Raw genomic sequence first — 16,137 nt, forward strand, 5'->3', positions numbered from 1 at the left:
GCCCCGAAGCCCGCCGCAGCCGGTAGCATCGGCCCGTGATCGAGCCGGTCCTGCACCACATCGGCGGCGCCCGGGTCGCGTCGATCAGCGGGCGCACGCATCCCGACCACGACCCGTGGAGCCGGGCGGTGCTCGCGGAGGTGGCGTCCGGCGACGGCGAGGACACCCGGCGGGCCATCGAGGCCGCTCAGGCCGCCTTTCCGGCCTGGTCGGCGATGACGCCGAGCGAGCGGCAGCTGATCTTCATCCGGGCCGCGGACGCGCTCGACCGGCGGCGCGCCGAGGTGCTCGGCCTGCTGGCCGCCGAGACGGGGTGCGGGCCGTATTTCGCGAAAGTTCAGGTTGACTTCTGTCTCGCCATGCTGCGCCAGGCCGGGTCGCTCGCACACGCGCCGACCGGGCAGGTGCTGCCGGCCGACCTGCCCGGGTCGCGGGCGCTGGCGGTGCGGCGGCCGGTCGGCGTGGTCGCCGCGATCGCGCCGTGGAACGCGGCGCTGACGCTGGCCGGGCGGGCGATCGCCGGTCCGCTCGCGCTGGGCAACACGGTCGTGCTCAAGCCCAGCGAGGAATCGCCGATCACCGGCGGCACGCTGTGGGCCGACGTGTTCGCCGAGGCCGGGCTGCCCGCCGGGGCGGTCAACGTGGTCACTCATGCCCCCGGCGACGCCGGGATGATCGCCGAGGAGCTGGTCACCCATCCGCTGGTGCGGCGGATCAGCTTCACCGGATCGACGGTCACCGGGCGGCGGCTCGCCGAGCTGGCGGCCCGGCACCTCAAACGGCCGGTGCTGCAACTTTCCGGGCACAACGCGCTGATCGTGCTGGCCGACGCGGACCTTTCGCTGGCCGTCGACGCGGCCGCGTACGGCGCCTTCGTCCACCAGGGCGAGGTCTGCATGTGCGTGCGCCGCATCATCGTCGACCGGGCCGTTCGCGCGGAATTCACGGCGCGCTTCGTCGAGAAAGTTTCGCGACTTCCGGTCGGCGACCCGCGCGACCCCGCGACGGTCGTCGGCCCGCTGATCAACGAGTGGGCGCTGAGCCTGGTCGAGCGGCGGGTCTCCGAGGCGGTCTCGCTCGGCGCCCGCGTGCTGACCGGCGGCGTGGCGGCGCCGCCCTGCTACCCGCCGACGGTCCTCACCGACGTGCCGCCGGAGGCCGAGATAGCTTTCGAGGAAACTTTCGGCCCGGTGGCGCTGCTCGAGACCGCCGACGGCCCGGCGGACGCCGTTGCCCGGGCCAACGAGTCCCGCTTCGGCCTGACCGCCGGCATCATCTCGGCGAACACCTACGGCGCGCTGGATCTGGCCCGGCGCCTCGAGGTCGGGATCGTGCACATCAACGACCAGACCGTGAACGACGAGCCGCAGATGCCCTTCGGCGGCCTCAAGGAGAGCGGCTGGGGGAGATTCGGCCTGCAGTTCGCGAGCGAGGACTTCACCGAGCTCCAGTGGATCACCCTGCGCGACACGCCCCGGTCCTTCCCGTTCTGAGTCCGCCCCGTTCTGAGTCCGCGCGATGAACCGCCGGGGGGCCGGATCCGTATCCACCGGCGACCGGGTTGCCCCACCGAGCGCTACGAGGGACGAACATCTTGCTGCTCCGCCGAATCCGCACCATCTCCGGCGCGGTGCTCACCGTCCTGGCCGCAGTCCTGGTGTACGTGGCGCTCGTCGTGCCGGACGCGGTCGCGAAACCGAAGAACGGAACTTTCCTCGAGGTCGCGTTCCTGCGGCTCCCGATCGAGGCGATCATCGGCGCCGCGGTGCTGCTCGCGCTTTCGCCGAGATGGCGCAAGCCGGTCGCGGCGTTGTTCGGCCTCGGGCTCGGTCTCGTGGTGATCCTGAAGGTCGTCAACATGGGCTTCCGGATCGTGCTCGGCCGGCGGTTCAACCCGGTGCTCGACTGGCCGCTGTTCCAGGACGGCTTCAACGCGCTCAGCGAGACCGACGGCCGCGGCAAGGCGATCGCGGCGGCCGTCGGGGCGGTCGTGTTGTCGCTGCTCGCGCTGGTGGTGTGCACGCTGGCGGTGCTGCGCCTGACCCGGCTGACGGTGCGGTTCCCCGGTCCGGCCCGGCGCACCCTGGCCGGCCTCAGCGCGGTGTGGATGGCGCTGGCGATCAGCGGGATCACCTGGTTCCCCAACGCCCCGGTCGCCTCGGACACCGCCGCCGACCTGCTGAAGACGACGGTCACCCAGGTTCCGGCGGCGATCAAGGATCAACGGCAGTTCGCGTACGCGTCGGAGCACGATCCCTATCGCAACGTGGCGGCCCGGGACCTGGTCAGCGGGCTGGCCGGCAAGGACGTGGTCATCGGCGTGGTGGAGAGCTACGGCCGCTCGGCGCTCGCCGACCCCGGCATGAGCGCGATAGTTTCCCCGGCCCTCGCCGCCGACGAGCGGAAACTTTCCGCCGCCGGTTTCTCGGCGAAGTCCGGCTGGCTGACCTCGTCGACCTACGGCGGCGGCAGCTGGCTCGCCCACGCCAGCTTCCAGAGCGGCCTGTGGATCACCAGCCAGCAGCGGTACCGGCAGCTCGCCGCCAGCGACCGGATCACGCTGACCAGCGCCTTCCACAAGGCCGGGTGGCAGACGGTCGGCATGGAGCCCGGCAACACCGTGGCCTGGCCGGAGGCGTCCTTCTACGGCTACGACACCGTCTACGACTCGCGGAACCTCGGCTACCAGGGCCCGCGCTTCGGCTGGTCGCGGATGCCCGACCAGTACACGCTCGCCGCCTTCCAGCGGAACGTGTACGCCACGAAGCAGCGCCCCCTGATGGCGGAGATCACCCTGACCTCCAGCCACGAGCCGTGGACGGCGATCCCGCGGATGATCGACTGGGACGAGGCCGGCGACGGCAGCGTCTACGCCCCGATGGTGCGGGGCGCCGAGAAGCGCGGCACGCTGTGGGGCTCGCCGGAGCGCACGCAGATCCAGTACGCCAAGTCGATCGCCTACTCCGTGGACAGCCTCATCTCCTGGGCCGCCAAATACGGCGACAAGAACCTCGTGCTGATCATGTTCGGGGATCACCAGCCGATGCCCATCGTCAGCGGCGCGGACGCCGGCCACGACGTCCCCGTCACGATCATCGCCCACGACCGGTCGGCCCTGGAGCGCGTCGCCGACTGGAACTGGGCGGACGGCCTGCGGCCGCGGGCCGGCACGCCGGTGTGGCGGATGGACGAGTTCCGCGACAAGTTCTTCGCCGCCTACGGAACCCAGAACACGGTCGCCCTCCGGGCGCCGCGCTGAGCCCGCCGCCGTCCCGGGCCTACAGCCGGGTTGCGGCGCGCACCAGGCCGGCGAGGGGGAGCGAGCGGCTGTGCGGCGGCCACGCGATCACCGTCGTGACGTGCGGCGCGTCCGCCAGCGGGACCGCGGCCAGGTCGTGGCCCAGCATGGGGCGGCAGGACTCCGGCAGGACGGCCGACGCGCGGCCCAGGGCGATCAGCTGGAACAACTGCGTGCTGTCGTGCACCTCGGGGCCCGGGCCGTCCGGATAGGTGCCGTCCGCGCCGGGCCAGCGGGGCAGCGGCAGGCCCGGCAGCGCGCTCACGTCGGCCATGCGCAGGCTCGTGCGGGTGGTGAGCGGGTGGCCGGCCGGCAGCACGACGACCTGGCCCTCGGTGGTCAGCTCCTCGACGTCGAGGCCGGCGGTCGAGTCGAAGGGCAGATGCAACAGCGCCACGTCGGCGCGGCCGTCGCGGAGCAGGCGCTCCTGCTCGCCGACGCCGCACAGCAGCACCTCGACCTCGACGGCGCCGGGCTCGGCCGCGTACGCGTCGAGCAGTTTGGGCAGCAGCTCGCCGGCCGCGCCGGCCTTGGTGACCAGCACCAGCCCCGGCTTGCCGGGCACCGCCCGGCGGGTGCGGCGCTCGGCGGCCTCGACCGCGTCCAGGGCGGCCCGGCCCTCGTGCAGCAGCACGGCTCCGGCCTCGGTGAGCGCGACGCCCCGGCTGTCGCGGTCGAGCAGCGAAACCCCGATCCGGCGCTCCAGCCGCGCGATCGCCCGGGACAGCGGCGGCTGCGCGATGCCGAGCCGCCGGGCCGCCCGGCCGAAGTGCAGCTCCTCGGCGACGGCGACGAAATAGCGCAGCTCCCGCGTCTCCACGATTCGACGATACCCGCCGGGTATCGCCGGCCACCCGGACGGCGTCGGCGACCGATCGGTGAGCGCGCGGACCGGGCCGAAGCCGGCGATACCCGCCGGGTATCGCCGCCCACCCAGATGGTGTTGGCGGCCGTCCGGCGGCGCCGACAGGATCGGGTGATGAGCGAACGGACGACGATCGCGCTGGTCACCGGCGCGAACAAGGGAATCGGGTACGAGATCGCGGCGGGGCTGGGCGCGCTCGGATGGAGCGTGGGCGTGGGCGCCCGGGACGACGCGCGCCGGGAGGAGGCGGTCGGGAAACTGCGGGCGGCGGGCGCGGACGCGTTCGGCGTGCCGCTCGACGTGACCGACGACCGGAGCGTGGCGGCGGCCGCCCGGCTGCTCGAGGAGCGCGGCGGGCTCGACGTACTCGTCAACAACGCCGCGATCACCGGCGGCCGGCCGCAGGAACCGACGCTTGTGGACCCGGCGATCGTGCGAAATGTCGTGGAAACCAACGTGCTCGGGGTCATCCGCGTGACCAACGCGATGCTGCCGCTGCTGCGCCGGTCGGCGCGCCCGCGGATCGTGAACATGTCGAGCACGGTCGGCTCGCTGGCCCGCCAGAGCGTGCCGGGCGCCGAGACCGGGCCGATCTCGGCCGCCTACGCGCCGTCGAAAAGTTTCCTCAACGCGGTCACCATCCAGTACGCGAAGGAGCTGGGCGACACGAACATCCTGATCAACGCCGGGTGCCCGGGTTTCTGCGCCACCGACCTGAACGGCCACCGCGGCTTCCGCACGCCGCAGCAGGGCGCCCGGATCGCGATTCACCTCGCCACGATCCCGGACGACGGCCCGACCGGCGGATTCTTCGACGACGAGGGCCCGGTGCCGTGGTGAAAAGCAACTGGCAACGGCGCGATGGTCTCAGGTCATGCCGCGCCAGCTGTCGCGCAGGACCTGCCGCGAGACGATGTCGGCCTGACGGGTCGGCTCCGGGATCCGGAAGTGCGAGCTCAGCGCGATCGCCAGGTCGGTGGCGTCGGCCAGGCCGATGCGGTGCCCGACCGAGACGTACACGGGGTTGACCTCGGTCTGGGTGCGCACCGCGCGGCCGAGCACCTCGCCGCCCTCGGTCAGCGGCGCCCACTCGCCGCGGCGCGGGCCGGGCTCGGCGTGGCTGCCCAGGTACAGCGATTTCGCGATCCCGAAGGCCGGCAGGTCGAACAGCACGCCGAGGTGACTGGCGAGGCCGAAGCGGCGCGGGTGGGCGACGCCGTAGCCGTCGCAGACCAGCATCTCGGGCCGCTGCCCGAGGCGGCCGAGGGCCGCCAGCAACAGGGGCAGCTCGCGGAAGGCGAGCAGACCCGGCACGTACGGGAAAGTGATGTCACCCTCGGCGGTGGCCACCTCCCGCACCCGCAGGCTGTGCACCTCGACCGTGACCGCGGCGGCGACGGCCCGGCGGCTGCCCACCGCGTACGAGATGTCCACACCGGTGACCGTGGCCGGCGTCTCGATCCGTCCCTGCGGGAGCAACAGCCGTTCCCGCAGGGACTCCTGAATCCGTTCCGCCTCGGCGGCGTCCGCCGGTGCCACGAACGGCACGACTGTCCAGTTCTGCGTCATCGCTCGCCCTCGGGGAAGTGCGTGCATTCCACCATGCGCCGGCGAGCGTCCGTCAACCACCCCGCGGCCGCGCGACTCCCGTCAGATCCCCGCGAGATCCAGCGCGAGGGTGAGCCCGCCGCTGACGACGAGGATGGCGGTGATCAGGGTGGCGCGCCCGCCCGCCTTCCGCGCGGCCCGCCAGTAGAGCGCGGCGCCGGCGAGCAGCAGCAGCGCCTCGATGGTGGCGGTCAGCGCGTGGTACTGCCACAGCCCGAGGCCGAGCCGGGGCAGGTCGCCGAGGTTGCCCGGCAGGATCGGCATGTCGGCGCGGTGCACCAGCAGGTCGAGCAGCCAGTGGGAGAACACGACCGCGCCGATGACCACGCCGGCCCGCCGGTTCTTCCACCAGAGCGCGCAGAGCCAGCCGGTCACCGCCGCGATCAGCAGGGCGCCCACCAATGAGTGGGTGTAGTCGGCGTGGATGATGCCGTCGCCGTAGCCGCCGTCGGTGCCGGGGACGTCGTCGATGGTCTCGATCCCGGCCAGGAACAGCGGGGCGAAGATGATGTCGAGCCAGACCGTGGCGAGCATGAGAGCCCACAGCGGCACCGGTTTCTCGGCCGACTTGACCGCCGCGGCGAGGCCGAAGTGTCCAGTGATCATTTCCCGGACCGCCGCACGCGGGGCCACCGCACGAGCTTGGCGTCGAGGACGCCGGCCAGGGCGGCGAACAGCAGCACGCCCACGAAGAACGACATGGTCTTTCCTTCCGTAAAGTGAACTAGAGTTGCGTTAAGATGAGCGTACACCACTAACGCAACTGGAGTTTCCATTGGTTTCACGCCCCGGGGGCCGCACGGCCCGCACGCGTACGGCGGTGGCCGCCGCCCTCCAGGAGGAACTGCTGGAAGTCGGCTATGCGGGCACCACGATCGAGCGGATCGCCCGCCGCGCCGGTGTGGCCAAGACGACGTTGTACCGGCGGTGGGGGAGCGTCGGCCAGCTCGTCGTGGACCTCTTCCACGAGGCCGCCGCCGTCGAGATCCCGGTCGCCGACACCGGCTCGCTGGAGGGGGACCTGCGCGCGCTGGCCCGCAGCGCGGTCACCCTGCTGCTGCACCCGCGCAGCCGCGCCGTCTTCGACATCGTGGTGGGCGAGGCCGTCCACGACGAGGCGGCCCGCGCCGCGCTGACCGACTTCTTCGCCGGGCGGGTCGCCAACGCCGCCCCGATCGTCGCCCGCGCGGTGGCCCGGGGCGAGATCCCGGCGAACACGGACGCGGCCGAGGTCATCCGCCAGCTGGGGGCGCCCTACTACGCCCGCCTCTACATCACCGGCGACCCGATCGGCGAGGCGGACGCGGACCGGGCGGCGGCGGTGACCGCGATGGCGGCTCGGGCCGGGCTGCTCGCCTGATGTGCAAAGTGGATTGCGCGATTCGTGCGCGAAATGGATCGCGGGCCCGCCGCGCGAGCCCGGATCGCGCGCGTCACGTGCAACCCGAATTGCGCGTTTGCGCTGGTGAGGGAGCCGGGCGATAGTACGCGGCATGTCGCTCGTCCGCCGTATCGCCGTGCTGGTCAGCATCGCGGCCGTCGTCCTCGCCCTCTCCGGGGCCGGGGCGCAGGCGCATCGTGGCACCACCCTGTACGTGTCACCGCACGGGTCCGATTCCGCCGCCGGCACCGCACGCTCCCCGCTGCGAACGCCGCAACTCGCCGTCGATCGGCTCGGGCGCTCCGGCGGGACGGTCGTCCTGGCCGGCGGCAGGTACGCGGGTCAGCGGATCGTCGTCGAGAACCGGGCCCATGTCACGGTGCGGGCCGCCGTGCGGGCGACCCCGGTGCTCGACGGCGCCGGCCTCAAGCCGCCCGCGGACCAGAGCGGCATGGTCGAGATCCGCGACAGCTCCGACGTGACCGTGCAGGGCCTCACGGTGACCGGTTACCGCACCAGGTCGACGGCGGCGGTGCCGATCGGCATCTTCGTGACCGGCTCGGGCCACGCGATCCGGCTCACCGGCAACCACGTGCACCACCTCGGCAACGACAACGGCACGCTGGGCAGCTTCGAGATGAACGCGCACGGCATCGCCGTGTACGGCACCAGGGCGGCCCGGCCGATCTCGGACGTCCGGATCACCGGCAACGAGCTGGACCACCTCGTCCTCGGCGCCAGCGAGACGCTTGTGCTCAACGGCAACGTCGACGGCTGGTCGGTGACCCACAACGTCATCCACGACAACAACAACATCGGCATCGACGCCATCGGGTTCGAGGACACCATCGCCGGGCCGGCCCGCTTCACCGAGGTCAACCGGGCGCGGCACGGGCTCATCGCCGGCAACAGGGTGTCCCGGATCATCAGCGAGGGCAACCCCGCGTACTGGGAGGACGGCGCCTGGTGCAACTGCGCCGACGGCATCTACGTCGACGGCGGCGGCTCGATCACCATCACCGGCAACCAGGTGGACGCCTCCGACATCGGCATCGAGGTCGCCTCGGAGTGGAAGCAGGGCCGCACGAACGCCATCCGGGTCACCGGCAACACCGTCACCCGCAGCCGCTTCACCGGCCTGGCCATCGGCGGGTACGACGAGGACCGCGGCGAGGCGTACGACATCACGGTCACCGGTAACTTCCTGCGCGGCAACAACACGCTGCGGGACGGGTCGCCCGAGCTGCTCCTGCAGTACTACGTCCACGACACCACGATCACCGGCAACACCGTCGTCTCGGCGAACCCGGGCCAGGCGGTGCTGCTCCAGCGGGTCGAGCCGGCCGGCGGCGCGGCCCGGAACGCCCGGCTCGTGCTCGACCACAACGCGTACGGCGGCCGGGTGCCCGCCGGGCAGGAGCTGTACATCTGGAACGGCGTCGAGCGGCGGGGTCTCGCCGACTACCGGGCGGCGAGCGGCCAGGACCGGGCGAGCACGTACCGAACCACCCGATAGGGGTGTAACGCGCCGCGGCCGGTCAGCGCTCTTCTCGCTATGTCGAATCGCGTACTGGGCGGCCGCTACCGACTGCAACGACGGCTCGGGCGCGGTGGCACCGCCACCGTGTGGGAGGCGCGCGACACCCGCCTGGACCGGAACGCGGCGGTCAAGATTCTGGACGCGAGCGCGCGGACCGATCCGGCGGCGCTGGAGCGACTGCGCCGCGAGGCCCGGTCGGTGGCCGGCCTGGCGCACGACAACATCGTCGGGGTGTACGACGTGGACATCGCCGAGGACGCCGCGTACCTGGTGATGGAGCTGGTGGACGGCCGGAGCCTGACCGAGACGATCGCGCAGCGCGGGCGGCTGCCGGTCGGCTCGGCGGTCTCGATCGCCGCGCAGGTCTGTGACGCGCTGGGCGCGGCGCACGCGGCCGGCGTGGTGCACCGCGATATCAAGCCGTCGAACATCCTGGTCACGCCGTCCGGCCTGGTGAAGGTGTGCGACTTCGGCGTCGCGCTGCTCGACCGGGCCGGCGGGGACGCGGCGCTGACCGGCGCCGGCAACGTCGTGGGCACGTGTCAGTACATGGCCCCCGAGCAGGCGGCCGGCGACCCGGTCGACGGGCGCGCCGACCTGTACGCGGTGGGCTGCGTGCTGTACGCGATGCTGGCCGGGGCGCCGCCGTTCGCCGCGGACCACCCGATCGAGGTGCTCGACCTGCATCTGAACGAGCCGCCGGTGCCGCTGCGGGCGCACCGCGACGACGTGCCGCCCGAGCTGCAGCGGCTGGTGGACGAGCTGCTGGCCAAGCGCCCCGCCGACCGGCCCCGGACCGCCTGGTCGGTTCGGGACCGGCTCCGGGCGGTCAGCGAGCGCACACCGGAGCCCGCCGACCCGCAGGCCGTCGCAGCCGCCGCCACCAGGCTGCTCCCCGAGGTGACGGCGGTGCTTCCCGCGGCGCGCGCCGGGCGCGGCCATCGGTGGGCCGGGGATCCGAAGTACATGCTGCTGGCCGGCGCCGCCGCCGTGCTGGCGATCGCCCTGGTGTTCGCCCTGGCGACCGGCGGTGGCCGGCCGCCCGCCGTACCCGCCGCCGACCCCGCGGCGCCCGCGGTGTCCGCGAGGGCCTCGGCCACCGCGACGGGGCCTTCGCCCGCGCCCTCGCCGGCCGTCGCGAGCCCGGCGCCCGCCCGCGCCACCCCGGCCGACCGGCTCGCCGCCCTCACCGTCGTGCTCCAGCAGCAGGCCGACAGCGGACAGTTGCCGCGCAAGCCGGCCAAGTCCCTGCTCCGCGACCTCGAACGCGTCACCCGGGCCCGCGACGCCGGCAAGGCCGAGGACGCCGCCGAGAGGTTCGACAAGTTTCGCGAGCGGGTGCGCGAGCTCCGCGCGAAGGGCGAGCTCGACGGCGACGCCCTGCCGGATCTCGACGGGATCGCGGCGACCCTGAGTCCGTCTTTCGGCTGATGCTCGCCGTGACCGTGTCGGACCTGATCAGCCGCCAGTGAGGGAGAGGCCGGCGGGGAGGAAACCGCGGCGCGGAGCGACAATGGGCCGATGGACTACGTCGGCCGGGTGCCCGCCCCACCGCTCGACCTGTTCATCGACGACATCTACTGCATGAGCGGCCGGCCGCGGCACCGCCTGATGAGCGTGCCCCCGATGCCGTCCGCGCACCTGTTCGTCAACCTCGGCGGGCCCGTGCGCCTGTGGGACTCCGACCCCGCCGTGCCGCCGGTGGTGCTCACCGGCGGCTGGTTCATGGGGGTCTGGACCAGGCGCTTCGTGGTCGAGTACCCGAAGCCGCTCCGGCTCGTCGGGGTGCACTTCAAACCGTGGGGGCTGTCCCCGTTCGTCGACCCGCCGGCCACCGAGCTGCGGGACACGTGGATGCCGGTCGACGGCGGCTGGCGGCGGTCGGTGGAGCGGATCCGCGACCGGGCCGGCGACCGCGCCCCGGCCACCGCGACCCTGCGGGTCCTGGAGCAGGAGCTGCGATCGCGGCTGGCCGGCCGGTCGGCACGCGGGCTCGGCCTGGTCCAGCACACCGGCGAGCGCCTCGAGGCGGCCAACGGCGCGGTCCCGATCGGCGCGCTGACCGACGCCGCCGGGGTGACCGGCAACCTGCTGGCCGCGCGGTTCAAGCAGCACGTCGGGATCACCCCGAAGCGGATGGCGCGGATCTACCGGTTCGCCCAGCTGATCACCTCGGTGGACCCGCGGCGCCCGGTGGACTGGGCCGAGCTCGCCCACGCGGCCGGGTACTTCGACCAGGCGCACTTCAGCCGGGAGTTCAAGGACTTCACCGGGCACACCCCCACCGGCTACCTGGACCTGCGCCGCCGCTTCCCGGCCGAGCCGGGATTCCCGCCGGACGCGGGCCCGATGCCGGCCGAGTGATTTTTTACAAGCCGGGCGGCCGCCCGCCCGACAGGATCGGGGGCGACCGCACAAGGAGGAGCACTCGTGGGCACAGTGATCATGCACAGCGTGGCGTCGGTGGACGGCTTCATCGCCGACGACAAGGACGACGTCGGTCCCCTGCACGACTGGTACTTCGGCGGGGACGTCCCGATCGTCGAGGGCGGCAGCATGAAGGTCTCGCGCGCGTCGGCGGACTACGTCCGGTCGACGTGGGCCGGCCTCGGCACGATCATCATGGGCCGCCGCCTCTTCGACCAGGTGAACGGCTGGGAGGGCGAGCCGCCCGCGGGCGACCATGTGGTCGTGGTGTCGCACCGGCCCAAGCCCGAGGGCTGGCACCCGGAGGCCTCGTACCACTTCGTCGACGACGTGACCGCGGCGGTCGCCAAGGCCAAGGAGCTCGCCGGCGACCGGGACGTCGCCGTGAACGCCGGCGAGGTGGGCGGCCAGATCCTCGCGGCCGGGCTGGTGGACGAGGTGGCGATCGACGTGGTGCCGGTGGTCTTCGGGTCGGGCCGGCGCTATTTCGGCGGCGTCGACGGGCAGCACCTGCTGGCCGACCCGCATGTGGTCATCCAGGGCGAGCGGGTCCTGCACCTGCGGTTCAAGGTGCGCCGCTAGCGTTGGTACTTTCGGCACGTTGTGCCACCGTCCGTGCCTGTTTCGTCGACGGGAACCCCCGGAACGAGTGAGGATTTTCATCGCGGGCCATACCGGAATTTGATGGGGTCCGTGTGATCATGCTCCGAACGAAAATCCCGGCGGCGGTGGTGGAGGACCCGGTGGGCATGACGGCGATGGTGTCCGCGGTGCGGACACAGGTGCTGGGACTGGTCGCGCGCCGGTTCACCGGCGGCAACGGCCCGTACGCGGGCTTGTCGATGTTGCCGGAGAAGATCCTCTGGCCGTTGCACCGCGACGGCCTCGACCCGGTGCCGCGGATGGCTGAGTGGCGCTCGCGGCGCCCGGTCGCCCGCCTGCCCCTGCCGTTCGGCCTGCGTGCCTGGCTGGTCACCGGCTACGAGCCGGTCCGCCAGGTGCTCGGCAGCGTCGACAACTACAGCAACGACTTCGGCAAGTTCGCCGGCCGGATCGGCATCAGCGTCGCCCAGGACCCGGGCGGCCTCGGATTCGCCGACCCACCGGTGCACAGCCGCCTGCGCAAGGTGCTCACGCCCGAGTTCACCATGCGCCGCCTCGCCCGCCTCCAGCCCCGCATCGACGCGATCGTGGCCGGCCGCCTGGACGCGATGGCCGAGATGGACGGCACGGCCGACCTCTGGCACGATTTCGCGCTGCCGATCCCCGCCCTGACGATCTGCGAGCTGCTCGGGGTCCCGTACGCCGATCGTGATTATTTTCAGAAGTTGAGCACCGCCCGGTTCGACATGGCCGACGGCGCGCACACCACGCTCGACACCATCGGCGAGTCCCTGACCTACCTCGGGGGCCTGATCACCGAGCAGCGCCGCAACCCCGGCGACGGCCTGCTCGGCTCGCTGATCCGGGCGCACGGCGACGAGATCGACGACCGCGAGCTGGCCGGCCTGGCCGACGGCGTGCTCACCGGCGGGCTGGAGACGTCGGCGAGCATGCTGGCGCTCGGCGCGCTGGTGCTGATGAGCGACGAGGGCATGGCCGCCCGCATGCGCGAGGGCGACAACGTCGACCAGATGGTCGAGGAACTGCTGCGTTACCTCACGGTGGTGCAGGTGGCCTTCCCCCGGGTGGCGGTCCGGGACGTACGCGTCGGGGGCGCCGACATCCGCGCCGGCGACGTGGTGATCTGCTCGCTCAGCGGCGCCGACCGCGACGACGTGATCGGCGACGACCCCGAGCGGATGGACCCCGCCCGCAACCCGCACAAATCGCACATGGCGTTCGGATACGGCATCCACCGCTGCGTCGGGGCGGAGCTGGCCCGGATGGAGCTGCGCACGGCGTACCCGGCGCTGATCCGCCGCTTCCCGGGGATGACGCCGGCGGTGCCGCCGGCCGAGCTCAAGTTCCGCCGGGCCTCGATCGTCTTCGGCCTCGACGAGCTGCCGGTCAACCTCGGGGATTCCCTGTTACATTGATGGCTGTCTCTCTACTGCCGGGAGGTAGCACATGCGCAGGCGAACCGTCGTCCTGGCCGCGGCCGGTGCCACCACCGTGCTGGCCGCGATGGCCGCGCTGGTCGCACCCGCCGCGGCGGCGACGCCCAGCTTCGACTTCACCCGGCCCGACGTGGTCGCGACCGGCGCCGAGGTGCCCTGGGGCCTGACCTTCCTGCCCGACGGCAGCGCGCTGACCGCCGAGCGGATGTCCGCCCGGATCCTGCGGCTGCGGCCCGGCGCCGCGCCCGGGACGGTGGCCACAGTGCCCGGCGTCGTGCCCGGCGGCGAAGGCGGCCTGCTCGGCCTGGCCGCGTCCCCGACATACGCCCAGGACAATTACCTGTACGCCTATCTCACCGCGGCCGCCGACAACCGGATCGTCCGGTTCCGGCTCAGCTCGCCGCAGACCGTGGAGCCGGTTCTGACCGGGCTGGCCAAGGCGAGCATCCACAACGGCGGCCGGATCGCGTTCGGCCCGGACGGCATGCTCTACGCGGGCGTCGGCGACGCGGGCAACACCGCCAACGCCCAGAACCAGCAGAGCCTCAACGGCAAGATCCTCCGGATGCGTCCCGACGGCAGCGTGCCGGCCGACAACCCGTTCGCCGGCTCGCGCGTCTACAGCCTCGGCCATCGCAACGTGCAGGGCCTGGCGTGGGACGCCCAGGGCCGGCTGTTCGCCATCGAGTTCGGCCAGAACACCTGGGACGAGGTCAACCTGATCGTGGCCGGCGGCAACTACGGCTGGCCCACCGTCGAGGGCACCGGCACCGACCCCCGCTTCCGCAACCCGATCGTGCAGTGGTCCACCGCCGAGGCCTCGCCGAGCGGCGCCGCCATCGTCGGCGACACCCTGTATGTGGCCGCCCTGCGCGGCACCCGCCTGTGGCAGGTGCCCCTCGACGGCAACGGCGGCGCCGGCACCCCGACCGCCCAGCTGACCGGGAGTTACGGCCGGTTGCGCACCGTCGAGGCCGGACCGGACGGCTGGCTGTGGGTGACCACGAGCAACCGCGACGGGCGCGGCACCCCGGCGGCCACCGACGACCGGGTGATCCGCTTCCCGCGTACGGGCGTCTCGCCGTCGCCCTCATCGGCCTCGCCCTCATCGGCCTCGCCGTCGCCGTCCTCGCCCTCGCCGTCTCCCTCGGGATCGGCCGCGTGCGCGGTCCGGTACGAGGTCAACCAGTGGAACACCGGCTTCACCGCGTCGGTGACCGTCACCAACGCCGGGCCGGCGATCGCCTCGTGGACCTTGGCGTGGACCTTCCCCGGCAACCAGCAGATCGGCAACGCCTGGAACGCGACCTACACCCAGTCCGGCCCGGCGGTGACCGTTCGCAACGCGTCCTGGAACGGCGCTGTCCCCACGAACGGCACGGTCACCTTCGGCTTCCAGGCCACCCACAGCGGGACCAACGCCGCGCCCAGCGACTTCCGCCTCAACGGCGTCGCTTGCATGGCATCCTGACGCCATGCGGTAGCGCGCTATGCGCAGGCTATGCAGTGGCGCGCGAACGGCCGCGCGGTGAGGCGCTCTTCGGCGATCGGCCGGCCGCACCTCTCGCAGATGCCGTACGTGCCGTCGTCCACCCGGCGCAGCGCCTCGTCGACCTCGGCCATCCGCTCGCGCGCCGCGGCCAGCAGCGCGGTCAGCTGGGCGCGCTCGAAGCCGATGGTGGCGCCCTCCGGGTCGTGCTCGTCGTCGGCGTTCGAGTCCCGCGACGCGGTGAACAGCGCCTGCAGGTCGCGGGCCAGCGTCGCCGCCTCGGATTCCGCGCTCGCGCGCAGCCGCAGCAGCTCGTCCCGCACCATTCCCGCAGCTTAACGAGCGGCGAGCCGCCCGGCATGGTGCCGGGCGGCTCGTGGTGTAACGGGACAGTCAGCGGAGCTGGACGTTGAACATCGGGTCAGCGGCCAGCCTCTTGAAGGTGGCGAGGCTCTTCGCCGAGCTGTTGATGCTGATGTCGCGGTCGCCGAAGGCGTCCTTCTTGGTGTCGAAGTAGACGATCGCCTTGATGGCGGGGCGCTTGCGCAGCTCGGGCAGCACGCTGTCGTACTGGGCCGACTTGTCGGTGACCCGGCCGACGCGGTGGTAGGCGCCCCACTCGGCGACCATGATGGGCTTGCTCTTGTGGTTGCGGACGGCCCAGTCGTAGAAGCCGGCGCCGCCGGGGGCGCGGCGGTCGAGCAGGTCGCCGAACAGGCCGTGGTGGTAGTAGTTCTGCTCGGCGCTCACGTACGAGTCGAGGCCGACCCAGTCGACCACGTCGTCACCGGGGTACAGGTCCTTCCACCAGGACTGCGCCATCCACTTCTCGTTGCCCATGTAGGCGACGACGCTGACCGCGTTGCTGACGCCCTTCGCGCGCAGGCGCTGGATCACGTGGCGGAACGACGCGCGGAAGTCCTTCGCGGTCATGCCGGAGCCCGCGTTCGGGCGCACGTCGTCCTCGGGCTCGTGGTTGAGCACGAGGAAGAACTTCTTGTTCGCGTACGTCGCCTTGATCCGCGCCGCGAAGGCGTCGATGCGCCGGTCGAGCTTGCCGGCGGCGACGTTCGCCCAGGTCGAGCCGTACTCCACGCGCCAGTTCAGCAGCAGCACGCGGGGGTGCGCCCGGTCCTGGGTCATCGCGATCTCGGCGGCGGTGGGGAACTTCTCGTCACCCTTGTGGTACGTGTGGAAGATGGTGGAGGTGCGCCCGGAGAGATTCTCCCAGGTGCGCAGCTCGTGGTCGCGCGGCAGGTTCGTGAAACCGCCGGCGGCGGCGCCCCACAGCACGTTGCAGCTCGGCACCAGCTTGGCGTCGGTCACGCACGCGGTCTTGGCGACCGGCGCGCCGGCCGCTGCCTGGGCCGCCTGGCCGGCTCCGCTCAGGGCCGCGCCGACACCGGCGAGCACAGCGGCAAGCGAGTACACGGACTTGCGAAACATTCAATCTCCCCCGCGTTGTCCAG

The 16,137-nt window shown here is 72.5% G+C and carries 15 protein-coding genes; 10 read left to right on the top strand and 5 right to left on the bottom strand.

Annotated features, from left to right (window positions below; all coding sequences use genetic code 11):
- Window positions 1-35 precede the first annotated feature (35 nt).
- Both ACFQS1_RS26790 and ACFQS1_RS26795 read left to right on the top strand, forming a co-directional pair.
- The gene (locus tag ACFQS1_RS26790; RefSeq protein ID WP_378973426.1) at window positions 36-1,493 is read left to right on the top strand and encodes an aldehyde dehydrogenase family protein; all 1,458 of its coding nucleotides are present in this window, start codon (window positions 36-38) and stop codon (window positions 1,491-1,493) included.
- 101 nt (window positions 1,494-1,594) lie between these two features.
- Window positions 1,595-3,259 carry a sulfatase-like hydrolase/transferase gene (locus ACFQS1_RS26795; protein WP_378973429.1) on the top strand — a complete coding sequence of 555 codons (1,665 nt, stop codon included), beginning with the start codon at window positions 1,595-1,597 and terminating at the stop codon, window positions 3,257-3,259.
- A 19-nt stretch (window positions 3,260-3,278) separates the two neighbouring features.
- Here the strand turns inward: ACFQS1_RS26795 and ACFQS1_RS26800 are convergent, their stop codons facing one another.
- The gene (locus ACFQS1_RS26800) at window positions 3,279-4,118 is read right to left on the bottom strand and encodes a LysR family transcriptional regulator (RefSeq protein ID WP_378973431.1); all 840 of its coding nucleotides are present in this window, start codon (window positions 4,116-4,118) and stop codon (window positions 3,279-3,281) included.
- A gap of 159 nt (window positions 4,119-4,277) precedes the next feature.
- On the opposite strand from ACFQS1_RS26800, the gene ACFQS1_RS26805 reads away from it, so the two are divergent.
- Window positions 4,278-5,003, top strand: a complete 726-nt coding sequence (locus ACFQS1_RS26805; protein ID WP_378973434.1) for an SDR family oxidoreductase — start codon at window positions 4,278-4,280, stop codon at window positions 5,001-5,003.
- A 27-nt stretch (window positions 5,004-5,030) separates the two neighbouring features.
- Here ACFQS1_RS26805 and ACFQS1_RS26810 read toward each other — a convergent pair whose 3' ends face one another.
- The gene (locus tag ACFQS1_RS26810; RefSeq protein ID WP_378973436.1) at window positions 5,031-5,732 is read right to left on the bottom strand and encodes an endonuclease V; all 702 of its coding nucleotides are present in this window, start codon (window positions 5,730-5,732) and stop codon (window positions 5,031-5,033) included.
- An 81-nt stretch (window positions 5,733-5,813) separates the two neighbouring features.
- Window positions 5,814-6,377 carry a metal-dependent hydrolase gene (locus tag ACFQS1_RS26815; protein ID WP_378973439.1) on the bottom strand — a complete coding sequence of 188 codons (564 nt, stop codon included), beginning with the start codon at window positions 6,375-6,377 and terminating at the stop codon, window positions 5,814-5,816.
- 214 nt (window positions 6,378-6,591) lie between these two features.
- On the opposite strand from ACFQS1_RS26815, the gene ACFQS1_RS26820 reads away from it, so the two are divergent.
- From ACFQS1_RS26820 to ACFQS1_RS26850, 7 genes are all read left to right on the top strand, one after another.
- Window positions 6,592-7,131: a TetR/AcrR family transcriptional regulator gene (locus ACFQS1_RS26820; RefSeq protein ID WP_378973441.1), complete on the top strand. Its 540-nt coding sequence runs from the start codon at window positions 6,592-6,594 to the stop codon at window positions 7,129-7,131.
- Window positions 7,132-7,264: 133 nt separating this feature from the next.
- Window positions 7,265-8,668, top strand: a complete 1,404-nt coding sequence (locus ACFQS1_RS26825) for a right-handed parallel beta-helix repeat-containing protein (protein WP_378973443.1) — start codon at window positions 7,265-7,267, stop codon at window positions 8,666-8,668.
- 39 nt (window positions 8,669-8,707) lie between these two features.
- Entirely contained in the window at window positions 8,708-10,123 is a 1,416-nt protein-coding gene (locus ACFQS1_RS26830) for a serine/threonine-protein kinase (RefSeq protein ID WP_378973446.1), read from the top strand.
- A gap of 90 nt (window positions 10,124-10,213) precedes the next feature.
- Entirely contained in the window at window positions 10,214-11,056 is an 843-nt protein-coding gene (locus tag ACFQS1_RS26835; RefSeq protein WP_378973449.1) for a helix-turn-helix domain-containing protein, read from the top strand.
- A 66-nt stretch (window positions 11,057-11,122) separates the two neighbouring features.
- Window positions 11,123-11,701, top strand: a complete 579-nt coding sequence (locus tag ACFQS1_RS26840; RefSeq protein ID WP_378973451.1) for a dihydrofolate reductase family protein — start codon at window positions 11,123-11,125, stop codon at window positions 11,699-11,701.
- 119 nt (window positions 11,702-11,820) lie between these two features.
- Window positions 11,821-13,158, top strand: coding sequence for a cytochrome P450 (locus tag ACFQS1_RS26845; protein WP_378973454.1), 1,338 nt, complete (start codon window positions 11,821-11,823; stop codon window positions 13,156-13,158).
- Between the two features lie 31 nt (window positions 13,159-13,189).
- Window positions 13,190-14,650: a PQQ-dependent sugar dehydrogenase gene (locus ACFQS1_RS26850; protein ID WP_378973456.1), complete on the top strand. Its 1,461-nt coding sequence runs from the start codon at window positions 13,190-13,192 to the stop codon at window positions 14,648-14,650.
- 17 nt (window positions 14,651-14,667) lie between these two features.
- On the opposite strand, the gene ACFQS1_RS26855 is transcribed toward ACFQS1_RS26850, so the two are convergent.
- Together ACFQS1_RS26855 and ACFQS1_RS26860 are read right to left on the bottom strand one after the other, a co-directional pair.
- A complete protein-coding gene (locus ACFQS1_RS26855) occupies window positions 14,668-14,994 on the bottom strand; it encodes a TraR/DksA family transcriptional regulator (protein ID WP_378973458.1) in 327 nt (108 codons plus the stop codon).
- A 67-nt stretch (window positions 14,995-15,061) separates the two neighbouring features.
- On the bottom strand, window positions 15,062-16,114 hold the full coding sequence (locus ACFQS1_RS26860; RefSeq protein WP_378973459.1) for a glycoside hydrolase family 26 protein: 1,053 nt from the start codon (window positions 16,112-16,114) through the stop codon (window positions 15,062-15,064).
- Window positions 16,115-16,137: the final 23 nt, after the last annotated feature.

Origin of the sequence: Paractinoplanes rhizophilus, from assembly GCF_042664765.1 — a bacterium.
In the GTDB taxonomy this organism is placed as follows: Bacteria; Actinomycetota; Actinomycetes; order Mycobacteriales; family Micromonosporaceae; genus Actinoplanes; species Actinoplanes rhizophilus.